Origin of the sequence: Roseivirga spongicola (assembly GCF_034376045.1) — a bacterium.
Lineage (GTDB): Bacteria > Bacteroidota > Bacteroidia > Cytophagales > Cyclobacteriaceae > Roseivirga > Roseivirga spongicola.
Genome location: NZ_CP139724.1, coordinates 3,552,454 through 3,570,315, shown reverse-complemented (window position 1 = coordinate 3,570,315; position 17,862 = coordinate 3,552,454). Strand labels below are relative to the sequence as shown.

Below are 17,862 nucleotides of genomic sequence, written 5' to 3'. Positions count from 1 at the left end.
AACCGCTTCTACAGATAATATTTAGTATCTTGCGCCTTTAATTAAAACGGACTTTTTAACCAATTTATGGCAGACGGAGACAAGGAAACCATCATCCCCATTAACATAGAAGATGAGATGAGGGGTGCATACATCGACTACTCCATGTCGGTGATTATCTCAAGAGCATTACCAGACGTCCGAGATGGACTAAAACCAGTTCACAGAAGGGTTCTTTACGGAATGCTCGACCTAGGGGTTAACTGGAACAAACCTTATAAAAAATCAGCTAGAATTGTAGGAGAGGTGCTTGGTAAATACCACCCTCACGGAGATTCATCGGTATACGATACCATGGTACGTATGGCCCAAGAATGGTCGTTACGATATCCTTTGGTAGACGGGCAAGGTAACTTCGGTTCCATTGATGGTGATTCGCCAGCAGCTATGCGTTACACCGAGGCTAGGTTGAAAAGGATTGCTGATGAGATGTTGGCCGATATCAATAAGGATACGGTAGACTATCAATTCAACTTTGACGATTCATTAAAAGAGCCAACAGTTTTACCCGGTAAACTCCCTTGTTTATTGGTAAATGGTAGCTCCGGTATTGCGGTAGGTATGGCTACTAATATGGCGCCTCACAACCTTACTGAGGTAGTGAATGGTACCATCGCATATATCGACAACAATGACATAACTATCGATGAGCTTACGCAGCACATCACAGCTCCTGACTTTCCAACTGGCGGAACCATTTATGGTTACACAGGTGTAAAGTCTGCTTTCGAGACAGGTAGAGGTAGAGTGGTGCTTAGGGCCAAAGCCGATATTGAAGTCTTGAAGTCTGGTCGTGAGCAAATCATTGTAACAGAAATTCCTTATCAGGTAAACAAAGCCAGCATGATCGAGAAGACTGCTGCTTTGGTAAATGAGAAGAAAATTGAAGGTATTTCTGATATCAGAGATGAGTCGGATAGAAGCGGAATGCGCATTGTCTATGAGCTAAAGAAAGACGCCATAGGTAATGTTGTATTGAACAACCTGTATAAGTATACACAGCTTCAATCTTCATTTGGTGTGAATAACGTGGCCTTGGTAAAAGGTAGACCATACACATTAAACCTTAAAGACTTAATAAAGAACTACGTAGACCACAGACATGAAGTGGTTATTCGTAGAACGCAATATGAACTCAATGAAGCTGAAAAGAGAGCACACATCTTAGAAGGCTATCTTATTGCACTAGATAATCTCGATGAGGTTATCAATCTAATTCGTTCTTCAAGAGACCCTGAAATAGCGAAAGCAGGTCTAATGGAGAATTTCGGTTTGTCAGAAATACAAGCCAAAGCCATCTTAGAAATGCGACTTCAAAGATTGACAGGTCTTGAAAGAGACAAGATCAAGAAGGAGTATGAAGAGATAATGGAGCTTATTGCTAAGTTGAAAGAGATTCTTGAGAAAGAAGAACTTAGAATGGGCATTATCAAGGATGAGCTTATTGAAATAAGAGACCGTTATGGCGATGAGAGAAGAACTGATATAGTTCATTCTGCAGAAGACTTCACTACGGAAGATATGATTCCGAATGAGGAAATGCTCATCACCGTTTCTCACCAAGGATATATTAAGAGAACGCACCTTTCTGAGTATAGAACTCAAGGAAGAGGTGGTGTTGGTTCTAGAGGGGCTGGCTCTAAGGAAGACGACTTTACGGAATACCTATTCACTGGTATGACGCATAACTACTTGTTGATCTTTACTGAGTTTGGTAAAGTATTCTGGAAGAAAGTATGGGAGCTGCCAGAAGGGAGTAAAACCTCTAAAGGTAGACCAGTTCAGAACTTGATTAATATTGAGCCTGGAGACAAGATCAGAGCCATTATCAATGTTGAAGACTTGAAGGATGAAGACTATGTAAATAACCACTTTGTGGTTATGTGTACTGAGTCTGGAACCATCAAGAAAACTTCTCTTGAGGCATATTCTAGACCAAGAACTAACGGTATCAATGCTATTACCATTAACGAAGGAGACCGATTATTAGAGGTTAAATTCACAAATGGTGACAACCATATTATTATTGGTAAAAAGTCTGGTAAAGTGGTTCATTTCCACGAAAGTGACGTTCGATCTATGGGTAGAACAGCAGCTGGAGTAAGAGGAGTGACCCTAGAAGGAGACGATGATAGAGTAGTTGGCATGGTATGTGTAGCTAGAGAAGACGCTAACCTGTTAGTTGTCTCTGAAAAGGGCTACGGAAAGCGCTCTCCAATAGAAGATTACCGCATTACCAAAAGAGGTGGTAAGGGTGTTAAGACCATTAACATTACTGAGAAAACCGGTAACTTAGTATCCATAAAAGAAGTGATTGATACAGATGATTTGATGATTATCAACAAGTCGGGAATCACCATCAGAATTTCTGTAGAGAACCTAAGAGTTATGGGCCGAGCTACACAAGGAGTGAAGCTAATTAGGTTACAAGAAGGAGATGAAATCTCTTCTGTAGAAAAGATAGAACAAATAGCTGAAGATGAAGAACTTATGGATTCTTCAGAAAACGAAAATAACGAAGGAGGCGAAGCGCCAACTTCAGAGACTACCGAATAAAAATTGAAACTAAAATTAGACTAAAATACTCATGAAAAAACTGTTTTTAACTGTAGTACTTTCATTCCTGGCAGTGGGAGTATTTGCACAAAAGAAAGTATTAAAAGAGGCTGAGAAAGCATTAAGAAAAGGTGAGATTGACAATGCGATAACTAATGCTACTCAAGCATCTCAAGATGCTGAAACCAAAGTTGACGCCTTAGTACTATTAGGCGATATCTATCAAGAAAAATTCTTGACTGGTGGCCTAACCAATATGGAAGATGCTCAAAAAAGCTTCGATTGGTATATGAAGGCGATGGAAGTAGCTGACGACAAGGTGAAAGAAGACCTTATGCAAGAAGCTATTCTAAACCCTGCTGATGATACTAAAGCAATGGGTGGTTCTAAGTTAGGTGCATTAGAGGCTGTTTTGCTTAACGAATCTAATAAGGCTATGGAAGCTGAAGATTATGAAAGAGCTTACAAATGCTTGAAGATCGTTACTCAGATTAACTCAGATATTACAAAAGACTTTTTTGCTGGTTATTCTGCTGAAAACGCTGGAATGGATGATGAAGCTGTAGCATACTACAAAAAAGTAATTGCTTCTGAAGAAGACTATGACAACAAGAGCTATGCCTATAATCAGGTAATCACCAACCTTATCGATAATGAAAATTATGATGAGGGCTTGAAAGTGTTGAGAGCTGCTAAAGAAGAGTATCCAGAAGAAAAGCTTTATCCGCAATGGGAAGTAGATATTCTTATTAAGATCGATCAGATGGATGAAGCAATTGAGGGACTTGAGAGCTTAATCGCTCAAGGTGATGTAGAGAAGAATATTTACTACATGTTGTCATACCTACAATGGAACAATGAGGATTTCGATGATGCTTTAGTGAACGCTAAGAAGGCTTTAGAGATGGATCCTAATTACCCAGAAGCTTTATATGTTGCAGGATCTGTGGTTTATAATCAAGGTGCTGAGTTAATGTCAAAAGCTAATAATGAGGTAGATGATGATGCCAAGTATCAAGAGTTGAAGAAGCAAGCAATGGACAAGTTCAAAGAGGCTCAGCCATATTTTGAGAAAGCCATTGAAGCCGATCCTAATGATGTGTACTCATTAAGACCATTGAGTACTATCTACGATCAGTTAGGAATGGATGACAAGAGAGATGCCATCCTTGATAGACTAGATGCACTAGAAGGAGGTAACTAAGAAATAGAAGGAGGTTAAATAGGCCTCCTTCATTTTCGAAGTTTATATTTAACATAATATAAATTATATAACACTCATAGTGTTTTGCGTCCACGCAGTGGTTTACATAAGATCAGTTATCGTCACTCCAGTGCGATAACGGTAATGATCTTATGTTAAAGCAAAACACGGCCAGCACCGCCAACCACTTGTTATATAATTCTATATTATATTAACCACGCAGTTGCGTGGACCGTGACTATTCGTTTCTTGGAACTTAGTTCTCTGGGGCACCGCTGAGCAATACCAACCCGTGTCCATGTTATATAATTAGTTTTATATTAAATAGCCGCTTCGGCCAGCGCCATTGGCTACGAGAGCTTTTTGCTTTTGGTAGCAAAAACTCTCGCGCACCAATTTGCATACCCGCGGCCGCCCTGTTCCAAAGCTGCTATTTTATTCTACCCACCCGCTGTGCCGTGCCGGCAGTTCCCTGCGCTAAGCATAAGATTTAAAGGCTGTCTATTTTCTCGTGTACTGTACGATTGTACGGGTCGCTCTCAAATATGCGATTCTCAGGCGTTAGGATTTTCAGCCTTTAAAACACATGCTTGCCTGCGCTTTGTTGGTGCTATCCCGGACTGTTGGTTGTTTGAGTGAGCTCTGTGCTAGTCTGAGGCTTTTGTTTTTGCTGTGGCTCGTGTATTTGCCTTTGGTAGCCTGTGGGTCGATCAGTTGCTGTTCAGTAGCTTCTGTTAATGCTCAAGCCGCTGGGCTCATACTTTTTTCATTGATAAAAAAGTATGCAAAAAATCTAGAGAGAATAAAACGGCCAATCGCACTAAGCGGACGCATCCCCGCTATTCTCTCGGGCTAGCGCGCCTTCCTAATTAAGCTTACTTAACATAATATATAGCTCTCACATAAAATGAAGTAATAAGCGAATCTGAGTATTAACCAAATCTCGAGTGTAATTTGCTAACCAAAGTGCAGCTTCTTCACCAAAATGAGCTTCTCCAAAACCATTCCTTGTTCTGTCAATTGTATGCGAAACGTGATTGAACATGTTGAAAGCTTCGTCAGGAAAATGCTCTATATTATCTCTTAAATAACTTCTGATTGCTCTGGACATTTGAATAATCTCATTTAATCCATTTTGATCAGGCATTCTAGCATGAATAAATGCGCGATAAAAACCCTCTAAAGCCGTGTATGAAAGTGTAACCGCTCTTTCATATTGTGTTTCAGCAATAGCCTGGTTAATGTCTCCAAGCATTCTATTCAGTCTCTCAGCATTCCATATTTCAGGTGCTAACTCGTTCAGGGGTACTCGCTCTTGTGCACCGCCTATCATTGCTCTAACTGCATCACATCTTTCTTGATCAAGGTGCTGAATTTCATCAAGAATACCGTTTACGATTGTAATTCTATTCTCAACATTGAAAGACATTAATATATCCGAAAAGTAATTTCGCCTTGAAGTGCTTAAACCTTCTTGATTTCTTTGTTCGAGAAATTGATAATAATCTGGATGGTATGGGTCAACTTCCCTTACCACATTAATGAACCTTGGTCCTCCGAAGTATAAATTGCCTTCGGTATTGATTATTTCCCATAATCGATTAAAAATCCTAACCCAATTCATATTACTCTTCTACCATTTGTTCTTGTGCTTTCTCCCCTATTTCCTCTGTTGTCACTTCCGCTGTAATATCATAGAACTGATTCACCATCTGATCGATCTTGTCCTCAATAGGCTTTAGTTGGGTACGGGCATCTCCCTTCTCGATTTCTCCACTGAAGTACTTTTTCTGGATATTCAGGCATTGACCAAACGCTGCGCGAAAATCATTAAGCTCAGTATCCGATGGAATTTTAATTGGCATCTTTCGAATGTCATTTATTTGAATTGCCACAGTTCCGTTAAGAAACTCCCGAAGTATTTTAAAATGAAGAAAGGAATTAATTAAGCTGACAATATATTGGTCTCCAATCCCAATTTCATCATATAGTGACATTGATTTAACGTCATTGACGGATTGTGCTTTTAGTCTGCATTTGATATAGATACTGTTTGGATTTAGTACGTCACTCCAACAAAATCCATTTCTAAAAAAGAACGTGTATCCCTGCCAACGAGCTCGTTCATCTGTACTCAGTATTGCTACGGCATCAATACTCCAATCAATCAAATACGGTGTTTCAAGGTACCAACGGTTACCTTCTCTATCACCTTTATCATAGGGCACCCAGCATATTTCTGAGTTAATTCCTTCATTCTTTTCTGTCTCAGAGATATTGCTGGTATCAAATTCTAAAGTTTCTGGTATTATACGATACAGATAGCCCTTTCCAAAGACCCTTAACCCATACTCATTCTTTATCTCATCAAAAAGTGTCCAAACTGATTGCTCATCCATCGCCTTAAGAATACTTGCTACATCATCCTTTGAATTGGCACCACTGAGTACCGACCATTTAGAAGTGATATCCGGATGTTCCTCTATTGCTGCATAGAGTTTTTCAGTTCTTGTTTCAATACAGCGATCGGCAAAACGAGTCCCTTCCTTGTACCCCACAAACCTGCCATTGTTTCCAGTAGCAAGTCCCTGACCTCCATCGGTAATCAACCCAATTAGCGTCATATCTCCCGCTTTTAAGGTGTTTGTATACTTTTTGATGGAGGATCTATTATTGTTTATTGCTCTGGAGGTTTCAATTTTATCCCACCATTGATCATATACTTTTCTTGCAGGCTTTATGATCTTTTCTAATACTTGACAATTGTAAGGAGTTGGTGCGAAGATGGCGTAGTTGATTGCTTTTCGATAAGGTTCGTGCGTAAGCTTAAACTTCAAAAGAGTTGAATCGTCATCTTTAAAAACCACCTCGCCATCGCATGTATGCGATTTGGTCCAAGCAGGCTTTTTATGACCCAATGCATTGAAAGTATGCTCTAGAATTCGTTCCCAGCTAGCAAGATTTTCTTTGGATGTTTTAATATTCGCCCATTCTTCTTCACTTATCTCAAAAGATTCGGCTGTTGGCTTTCTTAAATCCACATAGACAAGTGCAGCATCATCCTTTGCTTGCTCCTTTTTCAATGTAAAAATTGCCGTATCCACCAACGCTGCGAATGCTTTTGGTGTATTGATGATGTCTGTGACTCTGCAATAGGGTTTATAATGATCGCTAGAAGATTTTTGTTTCGTAGGGATCAGTTCTCCCTGTATGGGTTTAGTGTTTCCAAATAAATCAGGGTTCGGTATATCAAAATGTTCTTTAAGCTGCGTTCCAAAAAGCTGGCCCTGGCCTTCAGTGATTTTTTGATTTGAGATTCCAAGAAACTCCATTCGCATGTTTTTCTTGGTTTGAAGCGTTAGGAATGTATCTGAGGTAATGTAGCTTAATAAACCACCTCTCTTTGTTAATTCCATTCCTCGAATGGTGAAGTGATTGTAAAGATCATCGCAATATCCGTACTCTGCTTCCAGCTTTTTGGTCAGCCCCATACTACTGATTTGCTTAGTATTGACATAAGGAGGGTTGCCAATGACAATATCAAATCCGGGATTTTCATTGTGTTTGCTGAAAATACCTGGAAAGACCACACGTTCTATAAAATAGTCCTTGATGGTTTCTCTAAATCCAGCTAATTCGGCTAACTCATTGGCCAATTTTTCAGCTTTCTTTTTCGCTTTCTTTATTTCATTCTCAGAAGCATTGGATGAGACCAGATGATTGACCGTATCTAATGCTACTTTGTAAAGTTTTTGAACCTGTTCGGTTTTGGAGTCAACAACTTTTTCTAATAAAGCAATAATCTTCTGTTTAATTTCTTCCTTATTACCGTGCCTGCTGCTCTTGACTATGAAATATTCATTTTCGAGATTAACCAATTCGTCTAGTAGTTCTTCATTATCTACGGTATCAATCAGTTGGTTTAGGTTCTGATCCTTGTAAAAGCGCAATAATGAATTCTTCTTGTAGAACTTGAATTCAAGATTCGGAAGTGGCTTAAGATTGTAATTGGGCTTGTCAAAATCTACTTTTTGTTCAACAATGAGTGATAACCAGCATCTAAGCTTCGTGATCTCAACCGCATATTCGAGTAGGTCTACTCCGAAGAGACAATTTCGCAACAACCCAAGCTTCTTTACATACCGAATTTGTTTGTCAGCAATGAAATCGGAGATGTGCTCCAAAAAGTCATCATCCTTTGATTTCAGCATTTCCGCAATCCACAAATTCCCTTCAGGATCAACAGCTTCAAGAACTTGCATCATCTCTTCCAACATGCCCATTGGAAAAGCTCCCGATCCACAAGCTGGGTCTAGAACTGTAGTTTCAAGCATCTTATGGATAACCTGCTTGCTGTTAGCAGATGTTATCTCCGTGTCCAAATGCTTCATCAAGGTATTTCTGCACATATAAGACACAACTGGTCTTGGGGTGTAGAAAGCACCAGCATTTTTTCTAGCGGCTTCCTTGGTGTCATCACTTTGTTCTGCCAAGAGATTCTCAAAGATTCGACCAAGCATTTCAGGATCAACAGCAATCTCTTCTTCAAGTGGTGTATTTTCAGCAATTGTGAATTTGTATCGAGCAAGGATACTATTGATTCCACTTTCTTTATCAAGGAATAAATGATCAGGAACTTGAAATGCATTATTGGCTTTGCCCTCTTCCATCCAATCATTCGGATGAACATCAAACAGTCCTCCATTGAGATATGGTGAAAAAAAGATGAATTCTTTCAGCTCATCAATAGCTGTGAATCCAGAGGCAAAAACATCAAATGCAGATTGATCCCTTTCGTTTTGCTCAGCATTTAGAGCATTAAAAAAGAGGTTTTGGAGGATGAACTTGTAGTAGCTCGATCCTGCCGATTTTGGAATTATCAGGTCATTATTTTCACCATTTTTTAATTCTGGCAAAAGCAAATCCTCTTTGATAACTTTTAGTTCCTTCAAAAACCATATGAATATCAATCGAGCAATTAAACGAATAACAAAATCCTTATGCTTTTCTGAGCCAACTTTCTCACTTGGAATTTGTATTTCCTTTATAGCAGAGTTAAACCACTTTATAACTTCCTCATAAAAGCGTTTATTAAGGACCGAAATGGAGAAAACAGATTGCCAATAAAAATAAAGGGCCTGGTAAGATGTTATAGCATTTCTTCCGGAGGAAGTAATGCTCAAACTGTTAAGAATTGCAATATGTCCTGAATGCGGATGACTTAGATCAATTTCTCTTAAAATAGAAACCTTACCGGCCTTCTCCCCTTCTCGCCACTCTTGTTTGAATTTCAATCGCTCGCTATTAGCAAACGAAATATAATTTCCGTACTTAAAGACAATGGTGACTGGTGTGTATTTGAATTCTCTATTAAAGGCTCGTGTAATATCTGCCAGTTGTGACCTGGTTGGGAGTAATCCGTTTTCACGATCTTTCAGTGTGATTCCTAGCAAGACAATCCCATCGTAATCACTTTTGATTGCATTTTTAAATTGCTCACCTGACTGGAATGTATCTTTTTCCTCAAAAGTCTCATCATTAACTATTCCGAGAAAATAGATATCATCCATCAGTTGATGCCCGTGGTTGCTGTTATTGTAATTTTCTGAAAGGATATCCGTTGGCTTCGCAGGTTCTTCAGCTAAATAGTTAATAGGAATATTCAATTCTTCGAAAAAGGCTTTTAGGCCTTCGTAAAAATCTTCTTGTATGGTTTTTAATGCATTCATATTAGCTCACAATAAACCAGGTTATCAAATCGTAATTCTCATTTTTGTATCTGTCTTTGATTCCAGTCTTTGATTCTTTTAAAGTGTTAACAGCTTCCTTTTTCCCACCTTTTAATTTATTAATCAAATCCAGTGCGCTAGAGCCCATCGTTTCTTTTATTGATCCGTCTTCTTGTTCTTCTTCCTGCACCGCTTGACTTTTCAACCATTTGCTGATAGTTGTGGATAATTGGTCAATTTCCTTTGCATCCCCTTGATCTAATGATTTTGGAACATATCTTACTACATCCTTGTGATGCGTTAATGCATCCAAAATCTCTTTCTGGTTGCTTAGTACACTTTTTCCTTGATCGTTAATGTAGACCAAATCATAGCTTTTGTATTTGTGCTCTTCCATCTTAGGTTGCCTTGCAGGGAAACCAAATAATGCAATCAAACCAGATTTTGGACAAGTTTCATTGATGCTCTTGAAACCAGTGTAAACACCTTTAGGCATATACTTGTAGAACTTCTCTTTACTTTTAAGCTCTTCCAAAAGCTCTTGACGATATGTTTCGAGGGATAAATCATCAAACCCAAGATTCTGGTCACTGATCTCAATATCATCCCATGAAGTCTGCATTTGCTCCATCATCTTGGCCTTTTGCTTTTGTTCAAGAGTTTCATTTTCAGCCATTTCTTTGAATGTATCCGAAAACTCCAAGTCAACCTCAGAACCAGCCAGTTTCATTGCTGTCATTCTTTGCTCAATGCGTCCCTGGAGATTCAGGTAGCTATTGATGTTGTTGGATGGCCAGAAATTCAAGCCAAAAATCTGCTCGTTAGGCGATCCTAATCGATCGATGCGCCCCATTCTCTGAATTACTCTAACGGGGTTCCAATGAATGTCATAATTGACTACAAAATCGCAATCCTGCATATTCTGTCCTTCACTTAGTGCATCTGTGGCGATGAGGATGTCAATCGGATTATTGAGTTTTTCAAATGTTTTTGAATCATTATCTGCAATCCACGTTTGCCATTCTTCGAATTGACCTGCTAAACTTAAATGATCAGAGCTCGGAACATAATCCCATTCTTTTTCTTTAAACAGTTTGGTGAGAGGGCAGAATCGTTCTAAGATTTCTTCAAACCTCTTAGTTTCCTGTTCCGAATCCCATATTCTTGATGTTTCACCACTTACGACAGCCAATTTCTCAAAACCGCGGGCTTTTAGTTGATCAAAAAGATAGAAAGCCGTGTCCTTGTAAACTGTGAATATTAATACCTTTTCATTGCTTTTATTCGCACCACTTTGTCTCTTCTTATTAATTCGACTGATTAGTGCTTCAAGCTTATCATCTTCGCTCTTCAGGTTTCTAGGTTTCTTGATTTCAGTCTCAATCTTTTTATCGAACTGGAACAGGTTCGCCTGCAATAATTGTAGGGCTTCAACGTCCTCTTTTAAATCCTTCTTGAAGAGTTCGAGCATGCCGGAATCATCAATTTCAGATAGTTGTATTTTCCTTTTCTTGCCAAGAGTGAATTCATCCAATTCGTTGGTCAATTCGTCATCATCAGCAAATAGATCAAGCTGATCATCATCGAAATCTAAGTCCTTCTTTGCTTCTTGATACTGTTTGATTCGATTCAGTGCATTTTGATGATGTTCAAGGATTTTATCAACGGTGGATTGAAATGCCGCCCATGAAGATTCAAGCCTCTTGACTAGAAGTATGTACATCATCTTCACCAGGAAGAAATCCCTCTGCCTCTCATCATGAAGCTTGTCAATATCCTCAATTTGTTCCACATAAAATGCTGGTTGATAGCCAGATAAACGTGGTGGAAAATGATCAAATAGTTCTTCAAAACTTTCAAAATTCCCAATCTGCTTTGGGGTCACAAAAACGTTTTCTGGTTTTTCTTTAGTAGGAAATGTCAGACTGTTTTGTTGACCCTCAATCATCTTTCTAGTCCTTGCAACAGTCAAAGAATCGGTAAGCTTAAAGAAATTGGAAGGAAGCTTTTTTATGAAATCTCCTATCCTTGGATGTGGATCATCTGTCCACTCATTAAATGCTTTTTGAGCAGCTCGGAAAGTGTAGTCAACGTTCCTTATGTCAAGCGATTCATAGAATCCTGCAGTATCTCCTGCAACTACCAATTTGAATTGGTTTCGAATATCTATCAGTGAATTATTAATCGGAGTAGCTGAAAGCATGAGCACCTTGACATCCTCGCATTTCTTAAGGATTTCATCAACAAAATATCTGTATCGTTTGGATTTATCGTTTCGGAGGTTGTGGCTTTCGTCAATGACGAAAAGCTTTGGTTTCTGATTGGTTAAAAAACTAATATCTTCCCTGTAGGAATTAATGCGATCTTCAGACAGGTCAGTGTGATACCTAATTAGATAATCAAATTGATCCTTTTCAAATTTGGAGTGACTTCTCTTAAGATATTGCGACCAGTTGTTAGAAAGCTTCTTTGGGCAGAGAAGTACTACTTCACGCCCTTGTAGTTCATAGAATTTCATAACTGCTAATGCGCTCCATGTTTTTCCCAAACCAACCGCATCAGCCAGAATTGCCCCGTTAAAGCGGTTGAGCATTTTGATTAAACTGAGAACGCCCTTTTGTTGAAATTCATAAAGAGAATTGAAGATGATAGTATTCTCTAATCGTCCAAACTGCCGATTGAAATCAGGATTATCTTTTTCTAAGAGAAGCTCTTCACCAAAGAGTTCGAAAAGAATCTTGTAATAGAGCTCCCTTGGTGTGTATTCCTGAAAGATCTTTTTGATCTCATCGATTAAGTATTGCTTAAATGGAATTTTAGAGAATGATCCATCCTCTCTCTTAATTGTCTTATGATTATGAGCTTGAGGTCGTTTCCACAACTCTTCAAACCATTTGATGAGTTGATCATACTGAGCTTCACTTCCAAATCCTGCTATATTTAGCTCTACGTTGCTGGTAACCTTTCTTCCGATTCCAGCATCCGTCAAATTTGAGCTGCCTGTGATGTAGTAGTTATGCTGAGCTTCATTCTCTTGATCTTCAAAGAGGTATGCTTTTGCATGGCAAAAATTAGGCTCAAGTGTTTTAGCTTCTACTTTATCAAGCTCCAAGAACCGTACAGCCTCTTTGGCTACTGAACTAAGTCTTAAAGACGCATCAACTGTGATATTCTCATTTAGTAAATCAAGTGACGACTCCTTGAATTCATCAAAGTTTACAATGTCGCCAAGAACAAATTTGTATTCCTCGATTAAGTCTTTTGTTTTCTCAGAGAAGAAAGCAAGACCACCAACGGTAAAGTAGCCAGTCACAACTGACATTTTACCTTCTTTTGTGTATTTAGAAATCCACTCGTGGACTTTTAGATTTTTGTTTTCGTTATCCAGTATCATTTACTCGATTCAAGTAAGTCCTTAACATCTACATCTAGGATTTTCGCGATCTTATACAAGTCCGCAATACTAGGTTGGCTTCTATTTTGCGCATAAGAATTCACCATGTTATAGCTCTTTCCAAGTTTTCCTGCTAGCCAAGTTTGCTTAATTCCTTTAGAATCAAGGACTTTTTTAATCCTATTCATTTTAAAATTGAGTCTCGCAACAACTTAATGAGATTTAATAAAAATATCTCATCATCTGAGATAAATATGATAAATGGCACCTGCTCAAATGTCACACACATGCTTGTGCAGGCACTACGCAAGAGTGTGCCATTCCTTCCCTCCTTTGCGGCTAAAAAGGCCAACCCTTCTTAGAATAAAAGCCTTCGTTGGAACCCGAAGCTATGTCAACATAAAACTATGGACATTATATAACACCCGTATGGAATACAGTGAATCAGCTATTATTATCATAAAATGTCTTTAGTCTCTTATTGAGATACATACGGCCATAATGTGTCTTGAAATATTTCTCTCTCTTACGGGCATCCCATTCTTCTAGACAAGCTTCATAATATATGAGTGTCAATGGCCGTCTGTCTTTGGTGGACTGAACCTTACCTTCATGATGCTGATTCAACCGTAATTTCAAATCGTTTGTATATCCTATGTAGCGTTTATTGTCTTTCTCGCTGTGGAGAACATATGTGTAGTGCATACCATGAAGATACGACTTGAAATTATTCCATCGGGTGACATTCATAGTGTTTTGCGTAATACGGAGCTTGCGGAGTATTTGACATAAGAACAGTTCTCGGACTGCGAAGCTATACGATAACGACAGTTCTTATGCTAAGCGAAACACGGCATAAACCACCAACCGTTTGCTTTTATATTTCAATATGAATCTACGTGGGTCGGTAACCGAGCGCTTGGTTTACATGAACCATAGCTATTTATTTAGTATAATTAGAAACACAAAATAACACGTCACTTTACCACATACAGATATGGCAACCGATCCGTTTGAAATAAGCACCGAATTTTTAAAGTCCTTTGGTGATGACTTCGAGACCTTCGACCACAAAGGCTTTTTGCAGGCCGTAATTCATATTGCTGCCGATCAGGCTCCAGGAAAATCCAATAAGCTGATCAAGTATGTGGTAGACCTAGTTTTCTTTCCAAGCAGTGCCGATAAAAAGAAGAAATCTCTCTGGGATCAGATAGAAGGAAAGGTCTCTAATATGGTTGATCATAAGGTAGATGATGCGGTTCAACAGGCACTTGGAGAGCTTACGGCATCTAACCTCATCAAGAGAATTCGCAATTTTGGTAATCTTTTTAGGCAGTTGGCTTTTATAAGCAATGCCCGTGAAAAACGACTACATCTGATTGTATTGACTTCAGAAGCCAATACCATGCTGGCAGAGCTTAACAATGTGCCTCCCCTGCATCTACTCCAGGTTGCTAGATTAATGCAAGTACTGGCAGTTACACACATTGCTGTGCTTATGGAGCTCAAAGCCATGGAGCCTCATACTTATAGGCATCAGGCTGCTCTTAATAATATGGCCATCCTTTATTCCGATAGTGCCGCTTCTATGTTTCATCGATCTATGGCATGGAGAAGATCCATGATTGCTTCAGGCAAAGGAGAAATTCACTATAGAGATGGCTTAGAAGAACAAGAAGTGCTCAAAGCTAAAACAAAAGTTATCACCATGACTGTTTACGATCGCTTTGCTCAAGGGCGATGGTCGCCTGGCTTGGGCACGGCAGTTATAATAAAGGAGACGCCTAGAATACCTGTAGATCGCGGTCAGGTCGAATTTCAGGATACGAAAATGGCGGTTTATGAGGCTCTGAGGTCTTATGATGAGAAGGTTCAGGAAGAGTGGACCAAAACTTGGAATGAAGCACTTCTAAATACCACCAAAAGTTTTATGAATTTGGTTGACTGGGATGGTAGAAATCGAGAAATGGCTGGGCTCATTGAAAGGCAGCCCAACAACTTAATATTCCCCGTTGTACCGAGTAGAAGTAAGTATCATTCTGCCAATTCTCTTGAACGAATTGACTTGTTCTTAGAGCAGCAGATGGATCAATTTCAGTTAAGTGGGCCACGTTATGTACAAACCTATCGCCCACCTGCACCTGGGTTTTCTACAGATCATAACATGGTTTTTTCTAGAGGCGATACCTATGACACGGCCATGGCGTGTATTTACTTTTTGGTGAGGGATAATTTGGAGCGAGCACAGGCGCTGGGTGATGGTTTGGTGCAAGCTATGAACCACGACCCGATTGGCGAAGGTAGAATTGTAGCCGCAACAGTAGCCGATAGGCTTATTGACCCTGATATGAATTTTACCACCTCTATTTATGTGCCTGATGGAGGGCGAAGGGATATCGGAAATATGTCGTGGGCTGGTATAGCACTTACACGCCTTTACCATAAAACCAAGGTTCATCGTTATTTGCATGCTGCGGAAACCATAGGTCAATGGATTATTACAAACTGCACTAAAGAAGATGAACTCCAGGGCTTTACAGGTGGTGAAGACCATTGGGGGAATCCGTATCACTGGAGGTCTGTAGAGCATAATGTAGATTGTGTTTCCTTCTTTGATAACCTGTGGGTATTGACAGGTAATGATGCTTGGAAAAACGCCAGAGAAAGAGCTAGAACATTAGTGAAAGGCTGTTTTTGGCAGAATACGTATTATGTTACGGGAACTGGTATAGCAAGCGACATTAACCATACTGTAGTACCAACCGACTGTCAGAGCTGGGTTAGTTTAGCACGAATAAACCCTGAAACGGACATGTCTAGTCTTTCCTTTATGATTGATGCTATGACGACCAAATCTAAAGGGTTTAAAGGAACCAAGTTCGCACTTGCTGGCTCAGAAATACAAAATGAAGCTACTGCAGGGGCTGCCATGTCGCTTTGGTTTGCCAGACAGGTAAGTTCGTCTTTCGAGAAGGTTTTTGATGAATACATGGAGAGTCTGGTTAGGCAAATTAAAGAGGCCGAAAACAGTATAGGCTACGGCTTAGTGGCCACTCCTGCTAAAGAGGCACATACTGGTGAAGGTTTAGGCTGGGCATATTTCAACTACCTGCATGTAGCCTCTACCGCTTGGACTGGTTTAGCCCTGATTGGTAAAGACAATGAAGAGGCGAATCCATACTTTAAGCTCTCAGCTATTTGATAGGCAGGTTTCCTTAGCAAATTCTTAAAGTTCGAAGCTTTAAGATCCGATTCTTTTAGATAAGCTCTATAGTTAGGTTAACATTTGTGGCTCACTTATTAGTACAAAAATTTGGTATAAATCAGTATCGGAATTACGTATGGCGAAAGACCCACTTAAGTATATCTTCCTTCATTGAAACTTCTAAGCTCAGATTCCGCACTACCTATTCTACTACTATCGGCTAAACGTCAATTTGATAAACAGTAAAGCTGAAAACATAGTTAGCAGCGCATGTATAACTTAATGATCGTACTAACCTCCATTTTCTTTATGGCCAATCCATTAATCATCGACTTTGGGCAAAACAAAAACGCCAACTGGTTTTCTGTCAACGATACGGTGATGGGTGGTCGTTCTCAGGGTAATGTGAGCTATTCCGAAAACTCTTTGGTCTTTAAGGGCTCGGTGTCTTTTGAGAATAACGGAGGTTTTGCCTCCGCAAGGAGTTCTTTTGGCAGTTACGACCTGTCAGAATATGAAACGGTTACAGTGAGATATAAGAGTGATGGACAGAGCCTGAGTTTAAATTTAGACTATTATAGAGCTTGGTGGTACCCAAATTATAAGGCTACTTTACCAGCAACTGATGGTGAATGGCAATCTGTAACCATCGCTTTAGCCGACCTGAAAGAATACAGGGTTGGTAGGGCTACGGGCAACAAAATATCTAAAAGTCAGCTCGAACAGATCATTCGTTTGGGCCTTATGACCAACGACAAAAAAGAAGGCCCTTTTCAAGCTGAGATCGATTTTGTGAAGTTCAATTAACTAGTCTATTGACCAATTCTACTGATTCCTGCATTAAGCAATTTGAAATAGGCTGTTCGTCTGGATGCATTCAAGCTCTAGAACAATTATCTTGCGCCAAATTTTAAAATCAGGTCTTCCAATATGAGACGGAAAATACCAGAATCGACACTTCCTAAGCTCAATCGTTCACAGATGATTACGCCAGAGGGCTTTGAAAAGTTAAAAGAAGAGCACGATCATTTATGGAGAGTTGAGCGTCCTGATGTAACGGCTAAAGTGGCCTGGGCAGCAAGCTTGGGAGATCGTTCAGAGAATGCCGATTACCATTACAATAAAAAGCGACTTCGAGAAATTGATAGCCGCTTGCGCTATTTGCGTAAATGCATTGACGATTTTAAGGTTATTGAGTATCACCCAAATCATGAAGGAAAAGTAAACTTTGGTGCTTGGGTAGAAATTAGAAACGAAAAGAAAGGAATTCAGAATCGTTTTCGAATTGTTGGTTATGAAGAGTTAATAGGCAATAAGAACTACATCTCTATGGACTCCCCTATGGCTAAATCACTGATGCATAAAACTGTTGGCGATGAAGTGGTGGTTACCACTAAGCTGGGTGATTTTGTATGGAAGATTCTAAAGATAGAATACGATAAGTAGCCTTAGTTCACTTCCAGTTTAATGTTAAAAGATACAGATTCCCAGTCAAGCAGGGAATGACGTTGAAGTGGTTTTATAGTTCTCTTAACCCCACGTAGGTGAACAATAAAGTCTGCTTACAAAGCTCTTTGTTAGCCTTTATTCTTCCCTCCAAATTAGGTCTTAATCATAACTAGAAAGTCATTAAGGCTTTAGAGACTACCAGTCAAGCTGGGAATGACGTGACAGAGGCTCAAATGTAAGTATCGCAAGGGAAATGAATCAATTAAAACTGTCTGAAAAGCTGTTG

At 39.5% G+C, this 17,862-nt stretch carries 10 protein-coding genes; 5 read left to right on the top strand and 5 right to left on the bottom strand.

All coding sequences use genetic code 11. From position 1 onward, the window contains the following. The first annotated feature begins 66 nt into the window (after nucleotides 1–66). A complete protein-coding gene (gene gyrA, locus T7867_RS15980) occupies nucleotides 67–2,595 on the top strand; it encodes a DNA gyrase subunit A (RefSeq protein ID WP_068222119.1) in 2,529 nt (842 codons plus the stop codon). 31 nt (nucleotides 2,596–2,626) lie between these two features. Continuing rightward, entirely contained in the window at nucleotides 2,627–3,799 is a 1,173-nt protein-coding gene (locus T7867_RS15975; protein ID WP_068222122.1) for a tetratricopeptide repeat protein, read from the top strand. A gap of 898 nt (nucleotides 3,800–4,697) precedes the next feature. Here the strand turns inward: T7867_RS15975 and T7867_RS15970 are convergent. The 5 genes from T7867_RS15970 to T7867_RS15950 all read right to left on the bottom strand — a co-directional run bounded on the left by T7867_RS15970 (nucleotide 4,698) and on the right by T7867_RS15950 (nucleotide 13,672). Further along, entirely contained in the window at nucleotides 4,698–5,423 is a 726-nt protein-coding gene (locus T7867_RS15970) for a hypothetical protein (protein ID WP_322299554.1), read from the bottom strand. A gap of 1 nt (nucleotide 5,424) precedes the next feature. Then, the gene (locus T7867_RS15965; RefSeq protein WP_322299553.1) at nucleotides 5,425–9,528 is read right to left on the bottom strand and encodes an Eco57I restriction-modification methylase domain-containing protein; all 4,104 of its coding nucleotides are present in this window, start codon (nucleotides 9,526–9,528) and stop codon (nucleotides 5,425–5,427) included. A 1-nt stretch (nucleotide 9,529) separates the two neighbouring features. After that, entirely contained in the window at nucleotides 9,530–12,922 is a 3,393-nt protein-coding gene (locus T7867_RS15960) for a helicase-related protein (RefSeq protein WP_322299552.1), read from the bottom strand. Then, a complete protein-coding gene (locus T7867_RS15955) occupies nucleotides 12,919–13,110 on the bottom strand; it encodes a helix-turn-helix domain-containing protein (RefSeq protein WP_322299551.1) in 192 nt (63 codons plus the stop codon). The genes T7867_RS15960 and T7867_RS15955 overlap by 4 nt, the downstream gene beginning before the upstream one ends. Before the next feature lie 256 nt (nucleotides 13,111–13,366). Beyond that, a complete protein-coding gene (locus T7867_RS15950) occupies nucleotides 13,367–13,672 on the bottom strand; it encodes a GIY-YIG nuclease family protein (protein ID WP_322299550.1) in 306 nt (101 codons plus the stop codon). Nucleotides 13,673–13,919: 247 nt separating this feature from the next. Between T7867_RS15950 and T7867_RS15945 the strand changes: the two genes are divergently transcribed. From T7867_RS15945 to greB, 3 genes are all read left to right on the top strand, one after another. Then, complete coding sequence (locus T7867_RS15945) at nucleotides 13,920–16,124, top strand: glycoside hydrolase family protein (protein ID WP_322299549.1); 2,205 nt, start codon at nucleotides 13,920–13,922, stop codon at nucleotides 16,122–16,124. Nucleotides 16,125–16,409: 285 nt separating this feature from the next. After that, on the top strand, nucleotides 16,410–16,934 hold the full coding sequence (locus T7867_RS15940) for a CIA30 family protein (RefSeq protein WP_157717660.1): 525 nt from the start codon (nucleotides 16,410–16,412) through the stop codon (nucleotides 16,932–16,934). A gap of 123 nt (nucleotides 16,935–17,057) precedes the next feature. Further along, nucleotides 17,058–17,573: a transcription elongation factor GreB gene (gene greB, locus T7867_RS15935; protein WP_068222141.1), complete on the top strand. Its 516-nt coding sequence runs from the start codon at nucleotides 17,058–17,060 to the stop codon at nucleotides 17,571–17,573. Nucleotides 17,574–17,862: the final 289 nt, after the last annotated feature.

Coding starts and splice junctions, on each gene's coding strand:
- T7867_RS15965 (WP_322299553.1), bottom strand. CDS start 9,528: ATGAATGCATTAAAAACCATACAAGAAGATTTTTACGAAGGCCTAAAA.
- greB (WP_068222141.1), top strand. CDS start 17,058: ATGAGACGGAAAATACCAGAATCGACACTTCCTAAGCTCAATCGTTCA.
- T7867_RS15950 (WP_322299550.1), bottom strand. CDS start 13,672: ATGAATGTCACCCGATGGAATAATTTCAAGTCGTATCTTCATGGTATG.
- T7867_RS15955 (WP_322299551.1), bottom strand. CDS start 13,110: ATGAATAGGATTAAAAAAGTCCTTGATTCTAAAGGAATTAAGCAAACT.
- gyrA (WP_068222119.1), top strand. CDS start 67: ATGGCAGACGGAGACAAGGAAACCATCATCCCCATTAACATAGAAGAT.
- T7867_RS15945 (WP_322299549.1), top strand. CDS start 13,920: ATGGCAACCGATCCGTTTGAAATAAGCACCGAATTTTTAAAGTCCTTT.
- T7867_RS15940 (WP_157717660.1), top strand. CDS start 16,410: ATGATCGTACTAACCTCCATTTTCTTTATGGCCAATCCATTAATCATC.
- T7867_RS15975 (WP_068222122.1), top strand. CDS start 2,627: ATGAAAAAACTGTTTTTAACTGTAGTACTTTCATTCCTGGCAGTGGGA.
- T7867_RS15970 (WP_322299554.1), bottom strand. CDS start 5,423: ATGAATTGGGTTAGGATTTTTAATCGATTATGGGAAATAATCAATACC.
- T7867_RS15960 (WP_322299552.1), bottom strand. CDS start 12,922: ATGATACTGGATAACGAAAACAAAAATCTAAAAGTCCACGAGTGGATT.